Genomic DNA, 20208 nt, shown 5'->3' with positions numbered 1-20208 from the left:
CACCGAAGGAACGACTCACTGATGCGTGCCCCCCGCCCCCTGCGCACCGCCCTCGTAGCCGCCGTTGTCACCGCCGCGCTCGGCGCCTCGGCCACCGGCGCCTTCGCCGTGGACGCCTCCGCCGGCACGACCGGCACTTCCGCGGAGGGGAAGGGCCGGCAGTCCAAGGCCGAGCGCGTCCATGTGCGGACGGTGAAGCTCGCGGACGACGTCAGCCGGGCGAAGGTCTACCGGGCCGGCAAGGACCGCTACGAGGCGGAGATCTGGGCCGAGGCCGGGCAGTACGGGGCCCTGTACACCCAGGGCATGGCCGCGCACGCCCAGAACAACCGGCTGCACATCACCCTCCACCCGGACGGCAAGGTCACCTCCTGGGTCGAGGAGGCCAAGCCGCGGCCCGAGGCCGTCGTCAACCGCGTCCTGGTCGGCACACCGACTCTCGCCGACGGGCGGACCACGGCGAAGCTCTACCGCCTGGCCGCCGACCACTACGAGGCCGACCTCCTCGCGGACGGCGTACGGCTCGACACCCTCGTCGCCGACGGCCGCGCCGCGCAGGGCGAGCAGAACGGGCTGCGCGTCGCCCTCCAGCCGGACGGCCGGCTGACGTCCTCGGTCGACGCGGCAGGGTGACCGGACGCCGTACCCGCCCACGCGTGCGAGCACACAAGCGTCAGCGCAGGAAGATCTCCAACTCGGCCCGGTGTGCCGCCACCCAGGCGTAGGCGCCGCGCACCTCGTCCGCGGCGCCGCGTTCCCGCAACCGCACCATGGCCGGCTCACCGCGAACGGCACCGGCCTCGATACCGCCCAGGCACCGGTCCTGCCACCAAAGGATCACGTCGACGATCTCCGCGCCCGCGACGAGCGGCCCGTAGGCGTCGCGGACGAGCGCGATCCGCCGGGCCGTCTCGAGCACGTCGGTGACGCCCGGCCCCAGGTCGAGGTACTGCCAGCAGACATGGGCGAGGTCGTGGACGCGCTCGCCGGGTGCGGCCAGGTCCCAGTCGACGAAGGCGGTCGCCCACCAGTCGGCGCCGTCGATCGCGAAGACGGTGTTCCTCGGCGCGAGATCGTTGTGGCACACGACGTCCTGGTCGCCGGCCAGCGGCGTGCCGTGTGTCAGGTCGTGGAAGGCGCGGACGAGTTGGGCCACCCGCACGAGCCCCGCGTCCGTGCGTGCGGCGGCCCGCTCGCGAGGGGTGACGGCCGCGCGCCCCTCCAGGTATCCGAACACCTCACGGTCCTGCTTGTCGTACCCGATGTACGTCGGAGCCCCTTCCCAGCCCCGGCGCTCGAAGTGCGTGAGCAACTCCCGCACGTACGCGGACCGTTCATGGGGCGTACGTCGCACGGTCGTCCCCACCCGTACGACCTCGTTGACGGCTCCGCCGCCGAGCACCTGCTCCTCCACCCGCACCTCCACGATCGATCGGCACCCGCCGAAACCACTCGCCAAGCATGCCCGCACCCAGGCACGCTTTCCGCATGGATCATGCCGAAGATCATGCGGAGGTACTGCTCATCGGGGGAAGGGCCGGGGTCGGAAAGACCACCGTCGGCTGGGAGGTCTCGGCCCAACTGCGGGCCATTGCGGTCACGCACGCGGTGATCGACGGCGACTTCATGGGCGCCGCCCACCCCGCACCGCCCGGCGATCCGAGCCGAGCCGGCATCACGGAGCGGAACCTGACCGCGGTGTGGGGGAACTACGCCGCGCTCGGATACCGGCGCCTGGTCTACACGAACACCGTGAGCGTGCTCGACGACGCCGCCCCCATGTTCCGCCGGGCCATGGGAGACGGAGTCCGCCTCGTACGCGTCCTGCTCACCGCCACCGACGAGACGGCCGAGCAGCGCCTGGCCGGGCGCGAGCTCGGCTCCGAGTTGGAGCAGGAGGTGCGCGGCAGTGCGCGCAAGGCGCGGCTCCTTGAGGAGCGGGCGCCCGCGAACGTGGTGCGGGTGGTGACCGACGGGCGCCTGGTGATCGATATCGCCCGGGAGGTGCTGTCCGCCACCGGGTGGGCCACTGGTTGAAGCGGAACGGACTGTCCCTCTCCCCAGGGGGAACTCGAACCTGTGCGGGGACAGGAGGAAGAGGGGCGAAATGGAGATCTCCGGCATCATCAGTGCCATAGTGATCGGCATCGTCATCGGTGTGCTCGGACGTCTCGTGGTCCCGGGCCGTCAGCGCATCGGGATCCTGTGGACCATCCTCGTCGGCATCGTGGCCGCGCTCATCGGTTCGGCCATCGCCGCCGGGCTCGACGTGGGTGACACCGACGGCGTCGACTGGATCGAGTGGCTCATCCAGATCGGCCTCGCCGCGGTCGGCGTCGCCGCACTGGACCGGGCGAAGGCGCGTCGCTGACGCGTCGAAGGGGCGAAGTGTCGAAGTGAGGACTTGAGAGGACGGCGCGACCATCAGGCGAGTCCCGCGGCGGCCCGCATCGCGGCGAGGCCGTCGCGGACCGTCGGGTGGACGGGCGTCCAGCCGAGTTCCCGCTCCGCCTTCGCCGTGGAGACCCGCAGCGCCGACGTCATCATGGTGTGCGCGTACGACATGGGCCGCATCAGCCACAGCGGTACGGTCATCGGCTTCGGCAGCCCGAACTCCTCGGCCACGCACCGGGCATGGGCGCCGAAGCCCAGCGGGGCGCGGTCGGCGATGTTGTACGCCTGACCGGGGCGCCCGCGCTCGACGGCGGCGACGACCGCGCGGGCCGCGTCGGAGAGCTCGACCCAGGGCAGGACCCGGCCGTGGTCGGCGGGGACGGGCAACTGCCGCCTGCGCAGCATGAGCAGGATCGCGTCCGTGCCGCCGGGACCGTAGAACAGTCCGAAGCGCACCGCGATCCCCTCCAAACCCGTGGTTCCCAGGGCGAGTTGTTCCTTGACGCGCATCCCGGCGACGTGCCGCTCCAGCTCCGGGGTGCGGCCGTGCGGACCGAAGGGGGCGTCCTCGGTGATCACCTGGGCGCCGTGGTCGCCGTAGCCGTACCCGAAGACCATCGACTCGGCGACGAAGCGGCGGGCGCCGGTGGCCCGGGCGGCCTCGATCAGATGGGCGGTGCCGTCGGTGCGCAGCGCGTCGGTGGCGTACATGTCGCGGTGCCGCATGGGCGCCCTGCGCAACGCGGTCGCCGCGTGGATCACCGTGTCGAAGTGCCGCCCTTCGACGGCACGCAGCAGGGCGTCCCGGTCCATCAGGTCGGCCCCGATGTCGTTCCGCGCCCCGCGCCCGAGCCCGGTGACCTTGTGACCAGCCTCGGTCAGGGCACGCGTGACGTGCCCACCGAGCACACCTCCGGCGCCCGCGAGGAGCACGCTGTGGCTCCTGCTGCTCTCATGGCTCTGGTTCGTCGTCATACCCTTGCGACGCATCAAAAGGGCGCCGATGTGACATCGCGGGCCGGGACCTCTTACGTCCTTGTGACCTCGTGCCCGCTACGGCGTGTAGACGTACGGCGTCGTCGTGGTCAGGGGCTCGAAGCCGAGTCGCTCCAGGATCGGGCGGCTGGGGCTCATGGCGTCGACCTGGAGGTAGCGGTAGCCACGGTCCGCTGCGACGCGGGCACGGTAGGCGACGAGGGCCCGGTAGATGCCGCGACCGCGCCAGCCCTCGACGGTCCCGCCGCCCCACAGCCCGGCGAACCGCGTCCCCGGCACGAGTTCCATCCGGGCGGCGCTCACCGGAGTGTCACCGGCCATGGCGACGACCGCGACCACCGTGTCCGGGGTGGCCGTGAGCTGGGCCAGCAGTTGGTGCCGCCACCGGGTGGCGTCCGTACCGAAGGCCATCTCGTGCACCTCGGCCACGAGGTCGACGCCCGCCCGGTCGGTCACGGGGAGGAGGCGGACACCGTCCGGTGGCTCGGCGTCCAGGGTCAGGTCGGCCATCTCGCCGATCATCAGCGTCTCCTCGGGCTCGGCCGTGAAGCCGGCGTCCGTCAGCCGCCGCCCTAGGTCAACCGGCAGGTCGTGGCCGTACAGCTTCCACTCGAACTCGCGTCCCAGCCGGGAGAAGTGGGCGATCTGTTCGGCGATCGCCGCGCCGGCGTCCGCCTCGTCCAGGTCGGACCACACGACGCCATTCCAGCCGTGCACGGAGGACACCTGGCGCACGACGCCGCCCACCCGCTCGACCCGGGCTTCGGGGCCGTCCGGCCGCGCGCGTTCACGCATGTCCCGGTCGAAGAGGTCGAGCACAGCTGCATGATCCATGGGAGCACCCCACCATCGCCCCACCCCCACGACAAGCCATTTACGCCCGGCCCGCACCCTCCCCGCCCTCGGGGCCCACCGCCACCAGGTATCCGCGCAGCCGGTCGCGGCTGCGTGCGGCGAGCTCCCTCACCGGTGGTCCGACGCTGGAGCACCTGGGCGCCGGGGGCCCTGCCGTGGCCCGCGCTCCGCTCGTCGCGGCCGCGTTCGCCAACGTGGCGGTCGGCCGTGTGCACGCCTTTCCCGCCGTACGTCGGCGAACCTAGGGTGCGTGGAGAATCGCGCGCGAGGAGGGCCGTACGTCATGGTCGTGAAGGACGTCGAACTGCGACACCTGCGCCGCTGCGTAGCGCTCGCGGCCGAGGCGCTGGAGGCCGGGGACGAGCCGTTCGGGTCGGTGCTGGTGGGGGCGGACGGGGAGGTCCTCGCCGAGGACCACAACCGGGTGGCCTCGGGCGACCGCACCCGGCACCCCGAGTTCGAGCTGGCCCGCTGGTCGGCCGCCCGTCTGACGCCCGGGGAGCGGGCGGCCGCCACGGTGTACACCTCCGGCGAGCACTGCCCGATGTGCGCGGCCGCACACGGCTGGGTGGGCCTCGGACGCGTCGTGTACGTCGCCTCGTCGCAGCAGCTGACCGGATGGCTGGCCGAGCTGGGCGTGCCGGCCGCGCCGGTCCGGCCGCTGCCGATCCAGGAGGTCGCGCCGGACGTGGTCGTGGAGGGTCCGGTGCCCGAGCTGACGGAGGAGGTCCGCGCGCTGCACTTCCGGTTCCACCGGCGCACAGGCTGACCGCAAGGCCTCGCCTCCCGCTATCCGAGTTCCAGCGTGGTGACGCCGAAGACCCGCTCCCTGGCGTACTGCCGCACCGGCCCCGTGTACATGCGGGCGGTCTCGAAGGAGGGCGTGAACCCGGCCTCCTCGGCGAGCGCGACGCCGGCCGGGTTGTTCTCCGGCACGTCGACGGCGACCGTGCGGCCGGCCGCATCGGCGGTCAGGGCGGTGAACAGGGCCCGGGCGTCGTCGGCGGTGTCGGCGAAGAGCGGGCCGATGCGCGGGCAGTCGTGGCCGGGGCGGATCACGCCGTAGCCGGTGACGCGGTCGCCGCTGCGGCGGACCACGGCGTGGTGTCCGGGCGCGGTGAGCCAGTGCGCGACGAAACGGGCGCGGTCGGCGGGCGTGCAGGTGGCGTCGTACGCGGTGATGTCCGCGAGGTCCTCGGGCCGTACGCCACGGATGTCCCGCGGCGCCTCGGCGGCGGGCGCGGTTCCGGTGTACCGGACCGTTCGGTGGGCGGGCTCGAAGCCGGAGCGGCGGTAGTTGTCCTGCTGGGCGACGACGCCGTCGAGGCCGACCGTGCGGTTCCCGGCGTGGGCCAGGGCGGTCTTCCAGGTGGTGAGGCCGTGTCCGCGGCCACGCAGGTCGGGGCGGACCAGATAGTGGCCGAGGAAGGCGTAGTCGGTGCCGTGGTTGACGACCGAGATCGCCGAGACGACCTCGCCGTCGATCCGGCCGAGGAAGAACCCGTCGGGATCCTGCGCGAAGAACGGCCCGGCGTCGGCGAGCCCCGGGTTCCAGCCCTCGTCGGCGGCCCATCCCCTGACGACCGCCCAGTCGTCGAGGCCGGCACGGGTGACGACGAGGTCTTCGGGGGCCAAAGAGGCCATGAGTGCGCTCCATTCCGTTGGGGGCCACGTGCGCACGGTGACCGACCGTGCACGCGGCATCCTTTCGGATCACCGGGGCGGCCGTCACGGCGTGATCAAGCCGTTGGGGTCCTCGCCGGGGGAACGAGTGGACTGATGTCCGCATGCCGAAGGCCCCACCGGCCGGTCGATGGGGCCTTCCCTACCGCGCGGAGCGCGGGTCAGCGCACCGCCTGAGGTCGGAAGCGCCGGTACAGGACGGCCCCGCCCAGCACGAGCACCGTGCCGCCCGCGGCGGCGAGGAGGGCCTGGTCCGCCCCCGTGTGCGCGAGCGAGCCCTCGGGTCCGCCGTGCGGGACGAACGCGCGCGGCACCGGGCGCGGGTGTGCCCGGGGCGGCGTGGACGGCTTCGGCGCCGGCTTCGTGGTGTGGGAAGGGCCCCCGGAGTCGTTGACCGATTCGTTGCCGGTCGCCGGGTTGCCGACCCCGACGACGTTCACGCTGTTGCCGCTGACGTTCACCGGCAGGTGGACCGGGAGCTGTACGACGTTGCCGGACGCGAGGCCGGACGAATCCTTTCCGCTCCCTTCGGCGGACGCCCCGCCGTGCGACGCGGCGCCCGGCTTGTGGCCCGCGTCCTCGTTGACGCAGCTGTTGCCCACTGCCGGGTTGAGCAGCCCCACCACGTTCACGGTGTTCCCGCACACGTTCACGGGCACGTGCACCGGGAGCTGAACGGTGTTGCCGGAGAGCAGCCCCGGCGAGTCGGCCGCGGTACCGTCCGCCGCGGAGTCGGCGTACACCGGCATCGTCACGGCCATCGCGCCCGAGGCGGCGACGGCGATCACACCGTATCGGGTAACCCGTCTCATAGGTCCCTGCCTTCCAGACATGGTCGCGGGCACTCACCCGCACCGGATAAAACGCAGGCGAACCATCCGAGTTATGGCTTATCGGCCATTCACCCCATCGAGCGTCAGGGTTGTCGAACTAGCGGTAAAGACTTCCGACGGCGACGCGAGGGGCGCAGGGTAAGGCAGCCCGGGCGATTGCGCACGTCGGGCGGCCCGTGAGCTCCGGAGGCGTGCCTTCCGGGGCCCGCTTATCGTGAGCGGGACGCCGTTTCCCGGTCCGCGACGGGCGCCCCTGGAGGCAACGATGCTGGCCCATCTGTCCACGCTGCCCACGCTGCGGCGCTGCGCCGTCGCCGGCGCGGTCGGACTGGTCCTGCTCGGCACCGGGCTCACGGCGGGCGAGGACAGCGCCGAGCCCGACCTGAGCCGCTTCTACCAGCAGAAGGTCAGCTGGGCGAAGTGCCCGGGCGAGGGCATGCCGAAGGATCTCCAGTGCGGCAAGGTCACCGTCCCCCTCGACTACTCCCACCCCCGGGCAGGCACGCTCGATCTGGCACTCGCCCGCTACCGGGCCACGGGCGACAAGCGGGGTTCGGTGCTGTTGAACTTCGGCGGGCCGGGCGGCGCCGGCGTCCCGGAATTCGCCACCGGGGGCAAGGACTTCATGGAGCTGACGGACGGCTACGACATCGTGACCTTCGATCCGCGCGGCGTCGGCAGGTCCTCGCCGGTCAGCTGCGGGGACGCCGCCATGCAGAACGACAGCACGGAGATCGACCGCGATCCGCAGTCCGTCCTCGAGGACTTCAAGAAAGCGGCCGACACCTGCGCCCGCAACTCCGGGCCGGTGCTCCCCCACATAGGCACGGTCAACGCCTCGCGCGACATGGACGTGATGCGCGCCGCCGTCGGCGACAAGAAGCTCAACTACCTGGGCTTCTCCTACGGAACGCGGCTCGGTGCCGTGTACGCCGCGCAGTTCCCCGACAAGGTCGGCCGGTTCGTCCTCGACGGCGTCGACACCCTGACCGAACCGCTCACCGAGCAGGAACTGGTGGGCGCCCAGGGGCAGCAGAAGGCGCTGGAGGAGTTCGTCAACTGGTGCGTGAAGGACATCGGGTGCCCGTTCGGGCAGGACGCCCGCGAGGCCCGCAAGAACGTCGTACGGCTGGTCGACTCGCTGGACGCGGATCCGGTGCCGTCGGCCTTCGGCGAGCCGTTCACCGGGCAGGACCTGGTCGGCGCCATCGGCCAGGCCCTCTACAGCAAGGACTTGTGGCCCACCCTGGAGCGCGCCCTGGCCTCACTGGTCAACGACGGCGACACCCACGCCATCGAGGCCTTCGCCATGGGCGGGGCCTCCCCCTCGATGCGCGACGAGACCGAGGACCCGGACGGCGGTCTCGTCGACGAGCAGGACATCCCGCTCGACAACCTGTCCGCCGCGCTGATGGCGATCAACTGCGCGGACGACCCCGACCGCCCCAGCGGCAAGCAGATCATCGGCGGTCTCGACCGGCTGCGCGCCCGGTACGAGGAGGCGTCGCCGGTCTTCGGACCGTACCGGCTCACCGGGGTGCTGCTGTGCTACGGGCGCCCCAAGGGCACGGACTTCATCCGCGACGAGGTGAAGGACGTGGACACGCCGAAGATGCTCCTGGTGGGCACACGCGGCGACCCGGCGACCCCGTACCGCTGGACCGAGGAGACGGCGAAGCGGCTCGGCTCGTCGGCCGTGATCCTCGACAACAAGGGCAGCGGGCACACCGGCTACGCCTCCTCCAAGTGCGTGCACCGCAAGGTCGACGCCTTCCTGCTGTACGGCACGCTGCCTCCTGACGGAAGCTCCTGCGGGCCCGAGGACGACCGCGCGTAGGGCCCGGACCATGAACGGGATTGCCCCTAATGCCCGATCGGTGAATCAGTCCTATCGTGCTGTTATGGAGCACGCACTCAGTCCCACCACCCTCACCGAGCTGCGGCGCCCGCGCCCCTATCCGGCCGTGTCCGTGCTGACGCCCACGCATCGCCGAGAGCCCTACCGGGCCCAGGACCAGGTCCGGCTGCGCAATGTCGTGGCCGAGGCCAAGAAGCAGCTGGAATCCGACCCCTCTGTCACCCGCGAACGACGGGCGGACGTCGAGCGCCAGCTCGACCAGGCCCTCTCCGAGGTCGATCTCACCTACGCCGAGGACGGTCTGGTGATCTTCGCCGCCCCCGGCGAGCACCAGGTGTGGTCCCTCGCCCGGTCCGTGCCCGAGCGCGTGGTGCTCTCGGACACCTTCCTGACCCGCAACCTCGTCTCCGCGCAGGCCGCCGAGCGGCCGTACTGGGTGCTGTCGGTCTCGGCCGACCGCGTCACCCTGTGGAACGGCAGCCTGGACCGGGTCGCCGCGGCCCGCATGGGCGGCTTCCCGCTGACCCGGGCCGTCGAGAACTTCGACCCCGAGCGCCGGGAGCAGATCGGCGACAATCCGAGCAAGTTCCGCGACGAGGACACCCGCCACTTCCTCAAGGACGCGGACTCCGCGATGAGCGCGATCCTGCGGGGCAACCCGCGGCCGCTGTACGTCACCGGCGAACCGGCCGCGCTGTCGCTGCTGGACGAGATCGGCGGCGTCACCAAGGACGCGGTGCACATCCCGCACGGCGGACTGGCGCACGGCACCCGCGAGGCGGTGTGGCAGGCGATCCAGCCGCTGATCACCGCCGAGGACCGCAGGCACACCGACGCCGTGGCACGGGAACTCGAATCCGCCCGGGGCCGCAAGGCGTTCGCGGCCGGCGTCGACGAGGTCTGGCGCAGCGCCCGCGAGGGCCGGGTACGGCTGCTGGCCGTGGAGGAGAACTACCGCATCATCGTGCGCGGCGAGGACGGCGACCATCTGATCCCGGCCGAGAGCGGCGAGCTCGACGCCCGCGAGGACATCGTGGACGAGATCGTCGAACAGTGCCTGGAGACCGGCGCCGAGGTCCGCTTCGTACCGGACGGCACGCTGAACGACGCCCAGGGCATCGCCGGGGTACTGCGGTACTGAGCGACGAGGCGGCACGGCGGCGGCCGGCCCTGTCGCCTCCTCGCCTCACACGCCGCCGAACAGCGCGCTCAGCCCCCGTTCCACGACCGCGCCGAGGTCCTCCTCGCCGGGTGCGACGACCGCGTACGTGCGCAGCAGGAAGCGGTGCAGGCAGGTGGTGTCGAACTGGAGCAGGGCCATGCCGTGGGGCGAGTGCAGCTCCACGACCGTACGCTCCTGGCCGCAGGGCCAGATGTGCACGTCCCCGTCCCCGGCCGGCCCGCGCAGGCCCGCCTCCAGCAGGGTGCGCGCGAAGGTCCAGGTGGCCCCCTGGCCATCGAGAGAGACATCGCCCGGGAAGTCGATGCACACCGCCAGCGGGTCCGTCGAGGCGTAGCGGAGCGTGGCGGGAACGGAGAGTTCACACTCCTCGCCGGTGATGAGGCGGGCGCGGGCGGGCTGCTCGAGGGCGATGTCCATGGGCGGTCTCTCCCCTGCGGGTCGACGGGCGGACGTTTTTGCCGCTGTGCCTTTACGACCCCGCAGACGCCGGTTGCATTACATCGAAGCGGACATCATTTTTGTGATGTGCATCACTGTCGACGAGTACAACCCCGCGGATGCCGCCACCCGCCATGGCACTCTTGGAACATCTGACCGTCGAACGCGCGGATGACCGTCGCGCAATCGCCTCCGCGACCACCAAATCGCGTACGCTGCCTACGACTTGACCTTCTCCTCGACGTACGTCATTCGCACCGGGCGAGCCCTCCGTGGAGACTCTGGCATATGCCGGACGCACCACCGTATCGGGTGTTGCCAAATCCCTTACAGGGAGTCGCGGCCTGTGCCACAGTCGTAACGGTCCTTCCGTCAGCCTTGGTCGTACCGTCCCCGCATCGGAGTGCGTCATGCCGCCCCATCTCTCTGCGGACCGCCCAGCCGCCCAGCCGCCAGGACGCGGCTCGGTCGACGCGCTCATCACGCAGACGCGACGGCTCAAGGGCGACGTCGACGCCGTACGGCGGGACACCCAGAGCGAGGGTTCGGACCCTCGGGAGCGCTGGCAGCGGGCGCTGTGCGACCTCGCGCTGCACCAGCTCGACGACCTCGACGAGCACTTGGCGCAGCTGCGGGACGGTCCGCCCCCGGCCTCCCCGGAACCGGCGGCCACACCCACCGACCGGCCCGTGCCACCCGCTCCCCGGCGCGGCTCGCTGCTCAGCCGGGTCGGCAGCGCGGAGTGGAACCTGCTGACGGACGAGGCCAGTTGGTCCGGCGAGCTCTTCGAGATCCTGGGGCGCGACCCCGCCACTCCCCCGCTCACCCTCGACGAACTGCCGTCCCTGGTGCTCGACGACGACCGGCGCCAGCTGACGGCGATGGTCACCGACTGTCTCATCGACGCCAAGCCCATCGACGGCGAGTTCCGCATCGTACGGCCGGACGGCGAGGTCCGGACCGTGCACATGATGGGCGAGCCCGTGCTCGACACTGACGGCAGCACCGCCTCGATGTGGGCCGTGCTGCGCGACGTCAGCGAACTGCGCCGCAGCCAGCGCACCGTGAGCGAGACCCGTGACTCGCTGCAGCGCCACCGGCACCACGCGCAGAGCGAGCACCGGCTCGCGGTCGAGCTGCAGGAGGCCGTGCTCCCGCCGTGGCGCGGCTCCCTGCGGCTCCCGCACCAGGGCCCGAGGACACTGGACCTCGCGGCACGTCATCTGCCGTCCTCCACGAGCGCGCTGATCGGCGGCGACTGGTACGACGCGCTCGAACTGGCCGACGGGGCCACGCTGTTGAGCGTCGGAGGTCTTACTGGTCACGGCGTCGCCGTGGCCTCGGGCATGGCGACCCTGCTGGGCGCCGTACGCGGCATGGCGATGGCCGGCACCCAGCCAGGCCAACTGATGTCCTGGCTCAACCAGTTACTCGACGCCACCGTCCAGCCGGCCCTCGGCAGCGCCGTCTGCTGCCGCTACCGGCCCGAGACTCGCACCCTGACCTGGGCTCAGGCCGGACACCCCGCCCCGCTGCTGTTCCGCGACGGGACGGGGCGCAGGCTCAATGCGCCGGACGGTGTCCTGCTGGGCGCCACCTCGGGTGCCGTCTACGCACAGGCCGAAGAGACCCTCGAGGTGGGCGACCTTCTGCTGCTGCACACCGACGGACTGGTGCCGGGGCACAGCGGAGCGGACTCCGTGAACCGTCTCCTCGGCCTGGCCCCCCGCCTCTGCGGGGCGCACAGCGCAGAGGACTGCGTACGGCTGGTCGTGGAGGAGTTCGGTGCGAGCGAGCGCGAGGACAGTGCCTGTGTGCTCGTGGCCAGGGTGACGTCCTAGTGCCTGTGCCTGTGCCTATGCCTGTGCGCTGTTGCCCCCGCCCGGCTTCCTCGGCTTCGGCAGTGCCGACCGGATCTCCTCCCGCAGTTCGTTGATCCTCGGGTAGCTGGAGTACTCGGCGGTGAGCCGGTACATCTGGCGCAGCCGGTCCCAGGTACGGCCGGACGAGTTCGAGCCCATCGCCATCAGGGCCAGTCGCGCGTACCGGTCGGCCTGTTCGGGGTCGTCCGCGATGAAGCAGGCGGACGCCATGGACAGGTTGTCGAAGATCCTCGAGCGTTCCTGTGCGTCGACGCGCAGTGCCAGGGCCTTCTCCGCGTAGTGCTGGGCGTGCGCGGCCGCGCCCGGCTCGAACTCCGCCAGCGTCCGGTAGGACAGGGCCTGCATGCCGTACAGGTCCGCCTCGTTGAACAGTTGCATCCAGCTCGGTGGCGGCACGTCGCTCTTGTCGGAGACGAAGAGGTCCTCCGCCTGTCCCAGGGTGCGGCGCATGGCCTGGCCCCGGCCCATCGACGCCTGCGCCCAGGCCTCGATCGTGTGGAACATGGCCCGGGTGCGCGGCAGCACCTCGTCACCGGAGCCGGACTGGGCGAGTTTCATGAGGTCGAGTGCGTCGTCGGGCCGGCCGAGGTGCACCATCTGGCGAGCCGCTCGGGAGAGCGCCTCCCCGGCGCGGGGCCGGTCGCCGCCCTCTCGGGCCGCGTGGGCGGCGATGACGAAGTACTTCTGTGCCGTGGGTTCCAGGCCGACGTCGTGCGACATCCACCCTGCGAGCACGGCGAGGTTGGCGGCGACGCCCCACAGGCGCCGCTGGAGGTGTTCGGGGTGACGGTAGGCGAGCATGCCGCCCACCTCGTTGAGTTGACCTACGACCGCCTTGCGCTGCAGCCCGCCGCCGCGGGCCGCGTCCCAGGCCCGGAACACTTCTACCGAGCGCTCCAGTTCCTCGATCTCCTGCGACCCGATCGGGGCCGCCTCGTACCGGTCGAACCCGGCGGGGTCGGCGTGCAGAGGGTCGTCGAACTGAGGGGCGTCGGCCTTGAGGGCCGGGTCGGTGTGCAGCCAGTCGTGCATGGCGCTACTGAGTGCGGATCCCGCGGCGAGCGCGGCACCCGCGCCCACCAAGCCGCGTCGGTTGAGCATGAGGTCCATTCCCGTGAATTCGGTGAGGACCGCGGCAGTCCGTTCGGGCGCCCACGGCACACCGTCGGGATGCTCCACACTCCCGGCGTCCTGCCGTTTCCCCGCACGCCCGTGCCGGACCAGACCGAGGTCCTCGATGGTCACGACACGGCCGAGACGCTCGGTGAACAGGGCTGCCAGCACCCGCGGCACCGGATCGCGCGGGATCTCTCCCATGTCGATCCACCGCCGCACCCGCGAGGTGTCGGTCGACAGCTGGGGGTGGCCCATGGCCGCCGCCTGCCGGTTGACCAGCCTCGCGAGCTCGCCCTTGGACCAGCCGGCCAGGCCGAACAGGTCCGCCAGGCGGGTGTTGGGTTCTCCGCTCACGTCAAGCCCCCAGGTTCTCGGCTGAGTTGACAGTAGCCCGGTGGGAGGTGCCTCGGGACTATTCGCCAGGGTTCGCCAGGGTGCGCCAGATGGTGTGCCACTGGGCATCGGGTGTCAGGTAGGAAAGCGCCACCCCGACCCGGTTCGCCGAGGGACACTCCCCAGGGTGCACCCGGGCGACCGGATCGGGCAGCGCATTGTCGTCGCAGGCACACGAAGGGATCTGTCTCTCCCATGTACGCAGCATCGTCCTCCGTGTCCGCCCCGCCCCGGTCGCTGCGTGCCCGCCCGGCGGGCAGCGGCCCCTACCTCGACCCCGCGCGGCCGACGGCCGCCCCCGTGCTCGGCGCGGGCCGGCCGTTGCGCGCCGCGGGGCCCGGCACCCAACCGCTCAGCGGGAGACTCGACTTGTCCGGCCCTCAGGGCGCCCAGCTGCGCACCGCCATCGCGTCGGTGCACCGGATCTGCCCGGAGTTCGCGCCGGTGCAGGTGCTGCGCCGCAGCGGGCGGTCCGTCCTCCTGGTGGGCACGACCGGGCGCAGCACGGCCGTCGCCAAGTGTTTACTGGACCACTCCCCAGTGTGGGCCGAGCGGATCCGGCATGAAATAGCGGCATACCGCTCGTTCGTCCGGCACCGCCCTCCGGTGCGCGTGCCGAGACTGATCGCAGCGGATCCGGACAACTGCACGCTGGTCATCGAGCGGATGCCCGGCCGGGTGGCGGCACTGCAGCGCCACCCGCTGGAGACGCCCCCGCGTGCGGACATCAGGGCCGCACTCGGCGCGATCTGCCGGCTCAACACATGGCGGCCGCCGGCGGGCACGTTTGACGCGCCGCTGGACTACGCGACCCGGATCTCCCGGTACCACGAACTGGGGTTGCTCACCGACCGGGACATGGGCGATCTCCAGAAGCTGCTGCACGGCATCGCGGCCTCCGCGGGCCGGCAGGGCATGGGCCAGTTCTGTCACGGCGACGCGCTGCTCTCGAACATCCTGCTCTCACCGGCCGGTCCAGTGCTGGTGGACTGGGAGCACGCGGGCTGGTACCTCCCGGGCTACGACCTGGCGACGCTGTGGTCGGTGCTCGGGGACGCGCCGGTCGCCCGCCGCCAGATCAGTCAGATCGCCCAGTCGGCGGGCCCGGCCTCCCGGGACGCGTTCCTGGTGAACCTGATGCTCGTCCTGACCAGGGAGATCCGTACCTATGAGACGGCCGTGCAGCGTTCGATGCACGACACGACCCCGGCGGCACCGGGAGTGGCCCACCCGGGCGCTGCGCCGTCCGGCGAGGAACAGCGGCTGCTGCTGAGGCGGCTGCACGACGACTGCCAGCTGGCCCGCCGGGCCGTGCGCGCGGCGGTCGGCACTCGCTGACGGGGACGGTGGCCCGCGGTGCGCCCTGGAGACAGCGGCGTACCGCGGGCCTTCGTGTGCGAAACTCCGGGGAACCCCGGTTGACAAGGGAATTCGCCTCACCCTTGGCATGATTGACGGATCGTCGGACAGCGGGTACCACAGAGTCACGTCCGGCCCCGCACGGCTCAGCGCGCACGACCGTCCCAGGAGGCTGCTTTGCGAGGATCCGTCACCGCCCTGGCCGCCACGGCACTGCTGTTCCCGCTGCTGGGCGCGGCCCCGTCCGACGCCGGGGGCTCGGTCAGCGGCCTTCAGTCGGCTTTCGCCTCCGCGGCCGCCGAGTACCACGTGCCACAGAGCGTCCTGCTGGGCGTCGCCTACCTCCAGTCCCGCTGGGACTCGCACGCCGGGGCGCCCAGCGTGACCGGCGGTTACGGTCCGATGCACCTCACGGATGCCCGCACCGCCCTCGCCGGGGCGGCGCCTCACCACAGCGACGGCTCGGAGGACCCCCGCGGCGACAGCGCCCGCCCGCCTCTGCTCCCCACGGCGGAGCTGCCGCGGACCTCGGCGATCCCGGCCCGCCTCAGGACGTTGCCGAAGGCGGCCGAACTGACCGGGCTGAGCGCGAAGCAGCTGCGTACGGACCCGGCGGCGAACGTGACCGGCGGTGCCGCCCTGCTCGCCGCGGCGCAGAAGGAGCTGGGCGAACCGCTGAGCTCCGATCCCGCCGACTGGTACGGCGCGGTGGCCCGCTTCTCCGGCGCCGACGACACCGCCACGGCGGCGGCGTACGCGAACGACGTCTACGACGTGCTGCGCACCGGCCAGGAGCGGCACACGGACGCGGGCGAACTGGTCGCCCTGTCCGCCCAGCCGAACCTCTCCCCCGACACCGCGCAGTTGCGGCAGGCGGGGCTGCGCACGCTCAGGGCGGGCGAGACGGAGTGCCCGCCGACGGTGGCCTGCGAGTGGATCCCTGCGCTGTACGAGGAGTTCGGGGAGGACGACTACGGCAACCACGACCTGGGCGACCGGCCGGCCTCCTCGGACATCGACTACATCGTCATCCATGACACGGAGGGCGCCTGGGAGGGTGTCCTCACCATGGTGCAGGACCCCACCTATGTGTCGTGGCAGTACACACTGCGCTCCACCGACGGGCACATCGCCCAGCATGTGAAGGCCAAGGACGTCGCCTGGCACGCGGGCAACTGGTACGTCAACGCCAAGTCGATCGGTCTGGAGCACGAGGGCTTCCTGGCGAAGCCGGACGCCTGGTACACGGAGGCGATGTACCGGTCGTCGGCCCGTCTGGTCACCTACCTCGCGAAGAAGCACGGCATCCCGCTGGACCGGCAGCACATCCTCGGCCATGACACCGTGCCGGGTCCGACCACGTCGACGATCAGCGGGATGCACACCGACCCCGGCCCGTACTGGGACTGGCGGCACTACTTCGAGCTGCTCGGCCGTCCCCTCGCGCCGAGTGCCGGCCCGAACGGCGGCCTGGTGACGATCCGCCCCGACTACGCGACCAACCGGCCCCGGTACACGGGCTGTGTCTCCGCCGGCCAGGCCTGCGCGGACCACGGGTCCAGCGCGGTACGGCTGTACTCCGGGCCCGGTGAGTCGTATCCGCTGATCAAGGACATCGGCCTGGGCTCGACCCCGACCACCGGTGTGAACGACCTCTCCTCCCGGGTCTCGACCGGCCAGCAGTACGCGGTCGCCGGCCGGAGCGGTGACTGGACGGCGATCTGGTACCTGGGCCAGAAGGCGTGGTTCAAGAACCCGAAGAAGAGCCCGACGGCGGTGGACGCGGCCGGTCGGGTGGTCACGCCGAAGGCCGGTCTGAAGAGCGTCCCGGTGTACGGGCGTGCCTACCCCGAGGCCTCCGCCTATCCGGCGGGCGTTCCCGCGCAGGCCGTGTCGCCGCTGCCGTACACCTTGCCGGCCGGCCAGCGGTACGTGGTGGGCGGCAAGGTGCCGGGCGAGTACTACTACGCGGTGACCTTCGACGAGGCCTCGCATCGGGTCGTCGTCGGAAAGGACCAGTACTACGAGATCCAGTTCGGTCACCGGGTGGCGTATGTGCGGGCGGCTGATGTGCGGGAGCTGGCCTCGGGGTCGTAGGGCGTCAGTGCTGTCTGCTCCAGGTGTACCGCCGCCCGGCGACCGCCCTGAAGGTCAGCTGCCCGTCCTCGAACAGGTCGCTGCGTACGGTGAGTTCACGTGTGCGTGACGCCTTCAGGGCGATGCGGGTCGCCCGGCCCCGCGCCCACTCGACGTCGACGGTGGCGCCGCCGCGGGCGCGCAGTCCGCGTACCGAGCCGGCCGGCCAGGCGGCGGGGAGGGCGGGCAGTACCTCGACGGCGTCGTACTGGCTCTGCAGGAGCATCTCCACGACACCGGAGGTGGCGCCGAAATTGCCGTCGATCTGGAACGGCGGGTGGGTGTCCCAGAGATTGGGCAGGGTCGAGGACTTGAGTTGTTCGCCGAGCATCTTGTGGGCGTGGTCGCCGTCGCGCAGCCGCGCCCAGAAGTTGATCTTCCAGGCCTTGGACCAGCCGGTGCCGCCGTCGCCGCGGGCGGTGAGGGAGACCTTGGCGGCCTCGGCCCACTGGCTGCCGGGTTCGATCTGCCGGCCGGGATGGAGGGCGAAGAGGTGGGAGACGTGCCGGTGGGTGTCGGTCTGGTCGTCCAAGTCCTCCTTCCACTCCTGGAGTTGACCCCAGGAGCCGATGCGCAGGCCGGGGTCGAGCCGGTTCAGGGCCTGCTCGACGCGGCGGCGGAAGTCGGGTGTGTCGCCCAGGATCCGGGCGGCTTCGAGGGTGTTGGTGAACAGGTCGTGGACGATCTGCTGCGACATGGCGGCGCCGGCGGTGAAGTCGCCGTGCTCGGGCGAGTAGCTGGGGGTGACGACGAGGGTGCCGTCGCGCGGGTCGGTGCGCAGGTTGTCGAGCCAGAACTCGGCGGCCTCCTTCATCGCGGGGTACGCGGTGGTGCGGAGGTAGTCGGTGGACCCGCCGAATCTGTAGTGCTCGTACATCTGTTGGGTGAGCCAGGCAGCCGCCTCGGGGAACCAGAACGCGGTCGCCCAGTCGTGCACGCCGGTGAAGCCGTACGGGTTGGTCTCGTTGTGCACCACCCACCCGCGCGAGCCGAACATCTCCTTCGCCGTACGGCGTCCGGGCGCGCGCAGCGCCTCGACGAAGCGGTCGTACGGCGCCGTCGTCTCGGCGAGGTTGGCGGCCTCGGCGGGCCAGTAGTTCATCTGGATGTTGATGTTGGTGTGGTAATCCGCGGACCACGGTGGTGAGGTGCTGTTGTTCCAGACGCCCTGGAGGTTGGCGGGCAGGGAGCCAGGGCGTGAGGAGGCGATGAGCAGGTAGCGGCCGTATTGGAAGTAGAGGGCTTCCAGGGCGCGGTCCGCCGCGCTGGTGCCGTCGGTGTACGCGGCCAGCAGCCGGTCGGTGGGGACGTCGGCGGGCAGCAACTGGCCGATGTCGAGGGCGACGCGACCGAACAGGGCCCGGTGGTCGCGGACGTGCCGGGCCCGCAGTGCCTCGTAGCGGTCGCCGGCCCGCTCCAGGGCACGGCTGACGGCTGCGTGCGGGTCCGGGCCGCGGTAGTCGGGGTAGGTGTCGGCGTAGTCCGTACCCGCGGCCAGGACGAACCAGGCGCTGTCGGCACCGGTCACGGAGAGGGTGCCGTCGGCGTGGGATGTGAGGGTGCCTCCTTGGGCGCGCACCCTGACCTGGGCCTCGAAGCACAGCCCGTTGTCGGCGAGCGCGCCGCGTACGGTCAGGGTGGCGTCGGCCGCGGTGGCGGTGAAGTCGGCGCGGGGCGAGGTGTGGCGCAGGGTGAAGGTGACACCGCCGGGCCGGTCGGCGGCGAGGCGCCCCACGATCACGCCGTCGGGGTGGGAGGCGAAGAACTCCCTTTGGTGGCGCACGCCTTGGTGGGTGTAGACGACCGACGCGACGGCGTTGTCGAGGTCGAGTTCGCGTCGGTAGTCCGCCGGGGGTGTCGTCGGTGCGCCGGGCAGGTCGAGGTGGAGGTCGCCGAAGGTCTGGTGGGCGCCGTAGCCGATCCGTGGCTGGCCGAGCCGGTCGGCGACGGTCTCGGGGTCGAGGGTGGTCCGCGCGTCGAGGTCGTCCTGTACGGAGGTGATCGCGTCGGGGCGGGGGGCGCGCCAGTTGCCGTGGTCGTAGCCCTGGGTGGAGCCGGGGCCGCCGGTCCAGAGGGTCTTCTCGTTGAACTGGAGCCGCTCGGAGGCGAGGGTGCCGAAGACCATGGCGCCGAGTGCGCCATTGCCGATGGGCAGGGCCTCACGCTCCCAGTCGGCGGCTGGAACGGCGTACCAGAGCACGGACGGTTCCCTCGATACATCGGAGGACTCGGCAGCAGCAGCTTCGGTGGCACCTCCGCCGAGAGCCAGTGCACCGGCACCCGCACCGGCGGCTGCGGCCGCAGCTTTCAGCGTCGTCCTTCGAGTGATCTCACGCGGCTCATGCGGGTCATGCGACTCATACGACATGACCCTTGACGCTAGAGGTCCGATGACTCCGGCGACAAGGGTCATGACAAAATGTGCGGAACCCCGAACAGCCGGGTTCCGGGCGGGAGGACTCAGCCCTGCTGGAAGAGCTCCGCGGGCAGCGGCTTGAGGAGGGCGTACAGGTCGTCGGTGATGGGGCGGTCCCAGGCGGCGATGGTGACCAGGACGTTGTCGCTGCGGTCGAACTGCACGCAGGAGATCCGGCTCTCGGAGAGCTTCAGGCGGCGCACGATCAGGAGGTTGTCGCCCTGCATCACGGGCACGTCCTCGCTGCCGACGACGGTGACGTCCTCGTCGTTCTCCAGGGCCAGCAGCAGCTGGGCGACCTCGAACGGGATCTCGCCCTCGTCGACCTCGCGGGCCGGGGAGCCCTCCGGCAGATTGCCGATGATCATCGCGGGGCCGCGGCCGCCGAAGAGGTCGTAGCGCAGGAAGACACCCTGGCAGCTGCCGTCGGGGGCGGGCAGCAGCCCTGCGCCCAGGTTGCCGGGCCAGTCGCCCGGATCCATGGCCAGTACGTCGAAGTCGGGCCCGGCGGGCGTGGCGCTGCGGCGGCGGAGGAACGACATGTCGCCATGGTACGTGGCCGGGCGTGTTGCATGACGTGCGGGCATGGGTTCGACGCGTGCTCCCCGGCGGGGGCAGGAGGGTCCATCGTGTTCCTACGGATCATCGTCCGCCGGCCCCCTCGT

18 protein-coding genes are annotated in these 20208 nt (G+C 71.5%); 9 read left to right on the top strand and 9 right to left on the bottom strand.

What is annotated here, in order from left to right; translation table 11 throughout:
- Positions 1–21: 21 nt before the first annotated feature.
- Positions 22–633, top strand: a complete 612-nt coding sequence (locus ACFZBP_RS38325) for a hypothetical protein (protein WP_383452575.1) — start codon at positions 22–24, stop codon at positions 631–633.
- Positions 634–673: 40 nt separating this feature from the next.
- Here the strand turns inward: ACFZBP_RS38325 and ACFZBP_RS38320 are convergent, their stop codons facing one another.
- Complete coding sequence (locus ACFZBP_RS38320; protein ID WP_391420510.1) at positions 674–1414, bottom strand: phosphotransferase; 741 nt, start codon at positions 1412–1414, stop codon at positions 674–676.
- 74 nt (positions 1415–1488) lie between these two features.
- Here ACFZBP_RS38320 and ACFZBP_RS38315 point away from each other — a divergent pair, with 74 nt between their 5' ends.
- Together ACFZBP_RS38315 and ACFZBP_RS38310 are read left to right on the top strand one after the other, a co-directional pair.
- Positions 1489–2037 (top strand): AAA family ATPase, encoded by a 549-nt coding sequence (locus ACFZBP_RS38315; protein WP_391420507.1) that lies wholly within the window; start codon positions 1489–1491, stop codon positions 2035–2037.
- Positions 2038–2107: 70 nt separating this feature from the next.
- Positions 2108–2371: a GlsB/YeaQ/YmgE family stress response membrane protein gene (locus ACFZBP_RS38310; RefSeq protein WP_383452569.1), complete on the top strand. Its 264-nt coding sequence runs from the start codon at positions 2108–2110 to the stop codon at positions 2369–2371.
- 53 nt (positions 2372–2424) lie between these two features.
- On the opposite strand, the gene ACFZBP_RS38305 is transcribed toward ACFZBP_RS38310, so the two are convergent.
- Together ACFZBP_RS38305 and ACFZBP_RS38300 are read right to left on the bottom strand one after the other, a co-directional pair.
- Positions 2425–3369, bottom strand: a complete 945-nt coding sequence (locus ACFZBP_RS38305; RefSeq protein WP_391420504.1) for an NAD-dependent epimerase/dehydratase family protein — start codon at positions 3367–3369, stop codon at positions 2425–2427.
- Positions 3370–3447: 78 nt separating this feature from the next.
- Positions 3448–4224, bottom strand: coding sequence for a GNAT family N-acetyltransferase (locus tag ACFZBP_RS38300; protein WP_391420502.1), 777 nt, complete (start codon positions 4222–4224; stop codon positions 3448–3450).
- Positions 4225–4528: 304 nt separating this feature from the next.
- Here ACFZBP_RS38300 and ACFZBP_RS38295 point away from each other — a divergent pair, with 304 nt between their 5' ends.
- Positions 4529–5014 (top strand): nucleoside deaminase, encoded by a 486-nt coding sequence (locus ACFZBP_RS38295; RefSeq protein WP_383452953.1) that lies wholly within the window; start codon positions 4529–4531, stop codon positions 5012–5014.
- A 20-nt stretch (positions 5015–5034) separates the two neighbouring features.
- Here the strand turns inward: ACFZBP_RS38295 and ACFZBP_RS38290 are convergent, their stop codons facing one another.
- Together ACFZBP_RS38290 and ACFZBP_RS38285 are read right to left on the bottom strand one after the other, a co-directional pair.
- Positions 5035–5889, bottom strand: coding sequence for a GNAT family N-acetyltransferase (locus ACFZBP_RS38290; protein ID WP_391420499.1), 855 nt, complete (start codon positions 5887–5889; stop codon positions 5035–5037).
- Positions 5890–6089: 200 nt separating this feature from the next.
- Complete coding sequence (locus ACFZBP_RS38285) at positions 6090–6740, bottom strand: chaplin family protein (RefSeq protein ID WP_391420496.1); 651 nt, start codon at positions 6738–6740, stop codon at positions 6090–6092.
- A 286-nt stretch (positions 6741–7026) separates the two neighbouring features.
- Between ACFZBP_RS38285 and ACFZBP_RS38280 the strand changes: the two genes are divergently transcribed.
- Both ACFZBP_RS38280 and ACFZBP_RS38275 read left to right on the top strand, forming a co-directional pair.
- Positions 7027–8598, top strand: a complete 1572-nt coding sequence (locus ACFZBP_RS38280; protein ID WP_391420494.1) for an alpha/beta fold hydrolase — start codon at positions 7027–7029, stop codon at positions 8596–8598.
- Positions 8599–8662: 64 nt separating this feature from the next.
- Entirely contained in the window at positions 8663–9760 is a 1098-nt protein-coding gene (locus ACFZBP_RS38275; protein WP_391420492.1) for a chemotaxis protein, read from the top strand.
- Between the two features lie 45 nt (positions 9761–9805).
- Here ACFZBP_RS38275 and ACFZBP_RS38270 read toward each other — a convergent pair whose 3' ends face one another.
- Positions 9806–10219 (bottom strand): SsgA family sporulation/cell division regulator, encoded by a 414-nt coding sequence (locus tag ACFZBP_RS38270; RefSeq protein ID WP_383452552.1) that lies wholly within the window; start codon positions 10217–10219, stop codon positions 9806–9808.
- A 431-nt stretch (positions 10220–10650) separates the two neighbouring features.
- Here ACFZBP_RS38270 and ACFZBP_RS38265 point away from each other — a divergent pair, with 431 nt between their 5' ends.
- Positions 10651–12081 (top strand): SpoIIE family protein phosphatase, encoded by a 1431-nt coding sequence (locus tag ACFZBP_RS38265; protein WP_391420488.1) that lies wholly within the window; start codon positions 10651–10653, stop codon positions 12079–12081.
- A gap of 15 nt (positions 12082–12096) precedes the next feature.
- On the opposite strand, the gene ACFZBP_RS38260 is transcribed toward ACFZBP_RS38265, so the two are convergent.
- Positions 12097–13593, bottom strand: coding sequence for a hypothetical protein (locus ACFZBP_RS38260; protein ID WP_391420486.1), 1497 nt, complete (start codon positions 13591–13593; stop codon positions 12097–12099).
- Between the two features lie 234 nt (positions 13594–13827).
- Between ACFZBP_RS38260 and ACFZBP_RS38255 the strand changes: the two genes are divergently transcribed.
- Both ACFZBP_RS38255 and ACFZBP_RS38250 read left to right on the top strand, forming a co-directional pair.
- Positions 13828–14970 carry an aminoglycoside phosphotransferase family protein gene (locus ACFZBP_RS38255; RefSeq protein ID WP_383452547.1) on the top strand — a complete coding sequence of 381 codons (1143 nt, stop codon included), beginning with the start codon at positions 13828–13830 and terminating at the stop codon, positions 14968–14970.
- Positions 14971–15168: 198 nt separating this feature from the next.
- The gene (locus tag ACFZBP_RS38250) at positions 15169–17088 is read left to right on the top strand and encodes an N-acetylmuramoyl-L-alanine amidase (protein WP_391420484.1); all 1920 of its coding nucleotides are present in this window, start codon (positions 15169–15171) and stop codon (positions 17086–17088) included.
- A gap of 4 nt (positions 17089–17092) precedes the next feature.
- Here ACFZBP_RS38250 and ACFZBP_RS38245 read toward each other — a convergent pair whose 3' ends face one another.
- Together ACFZBP_RS38245 and ACFZBP_RS38240 are read right to left on the bottom strand one after the other, a co-directional pair.
- Complete coding sequence (locus ACFZBP_RS38245) at positions 17093–19327, bottom strand: glycoside hydrolase N-terminal domain-containing protein (protein ID WP_391420482.1); 2235 nt, start codon at positions 19325–19327, stop codon at positions 17093–17095.
- Positions 19328–19587: 260 nt separating this feature from the next.
- Complete coding sequence (locus tag ACFZBP_RS38240) at positions 19588–20085, bottom strand: hypothetical protein (protein ID WP_383452541.1); 498 nt, start codon at positions 20083–20085, stop codon at positions 19588–19590.
- Between the last annotated feature and the right edge of the window lie 123 nt (positions 20086–20208).

It is taken from the genome of Streptomyces sp. NPDC008086, from assembly GCF_042957325.1.
Lineage (GTDB): Bacteria > Actinomycetota > Actinomycetes > Streptomycetales > Streptomycetaceae > Streptomyces.
This window is presented reverse-complemented; position numbering and strand designations above follow the sequence as displayed.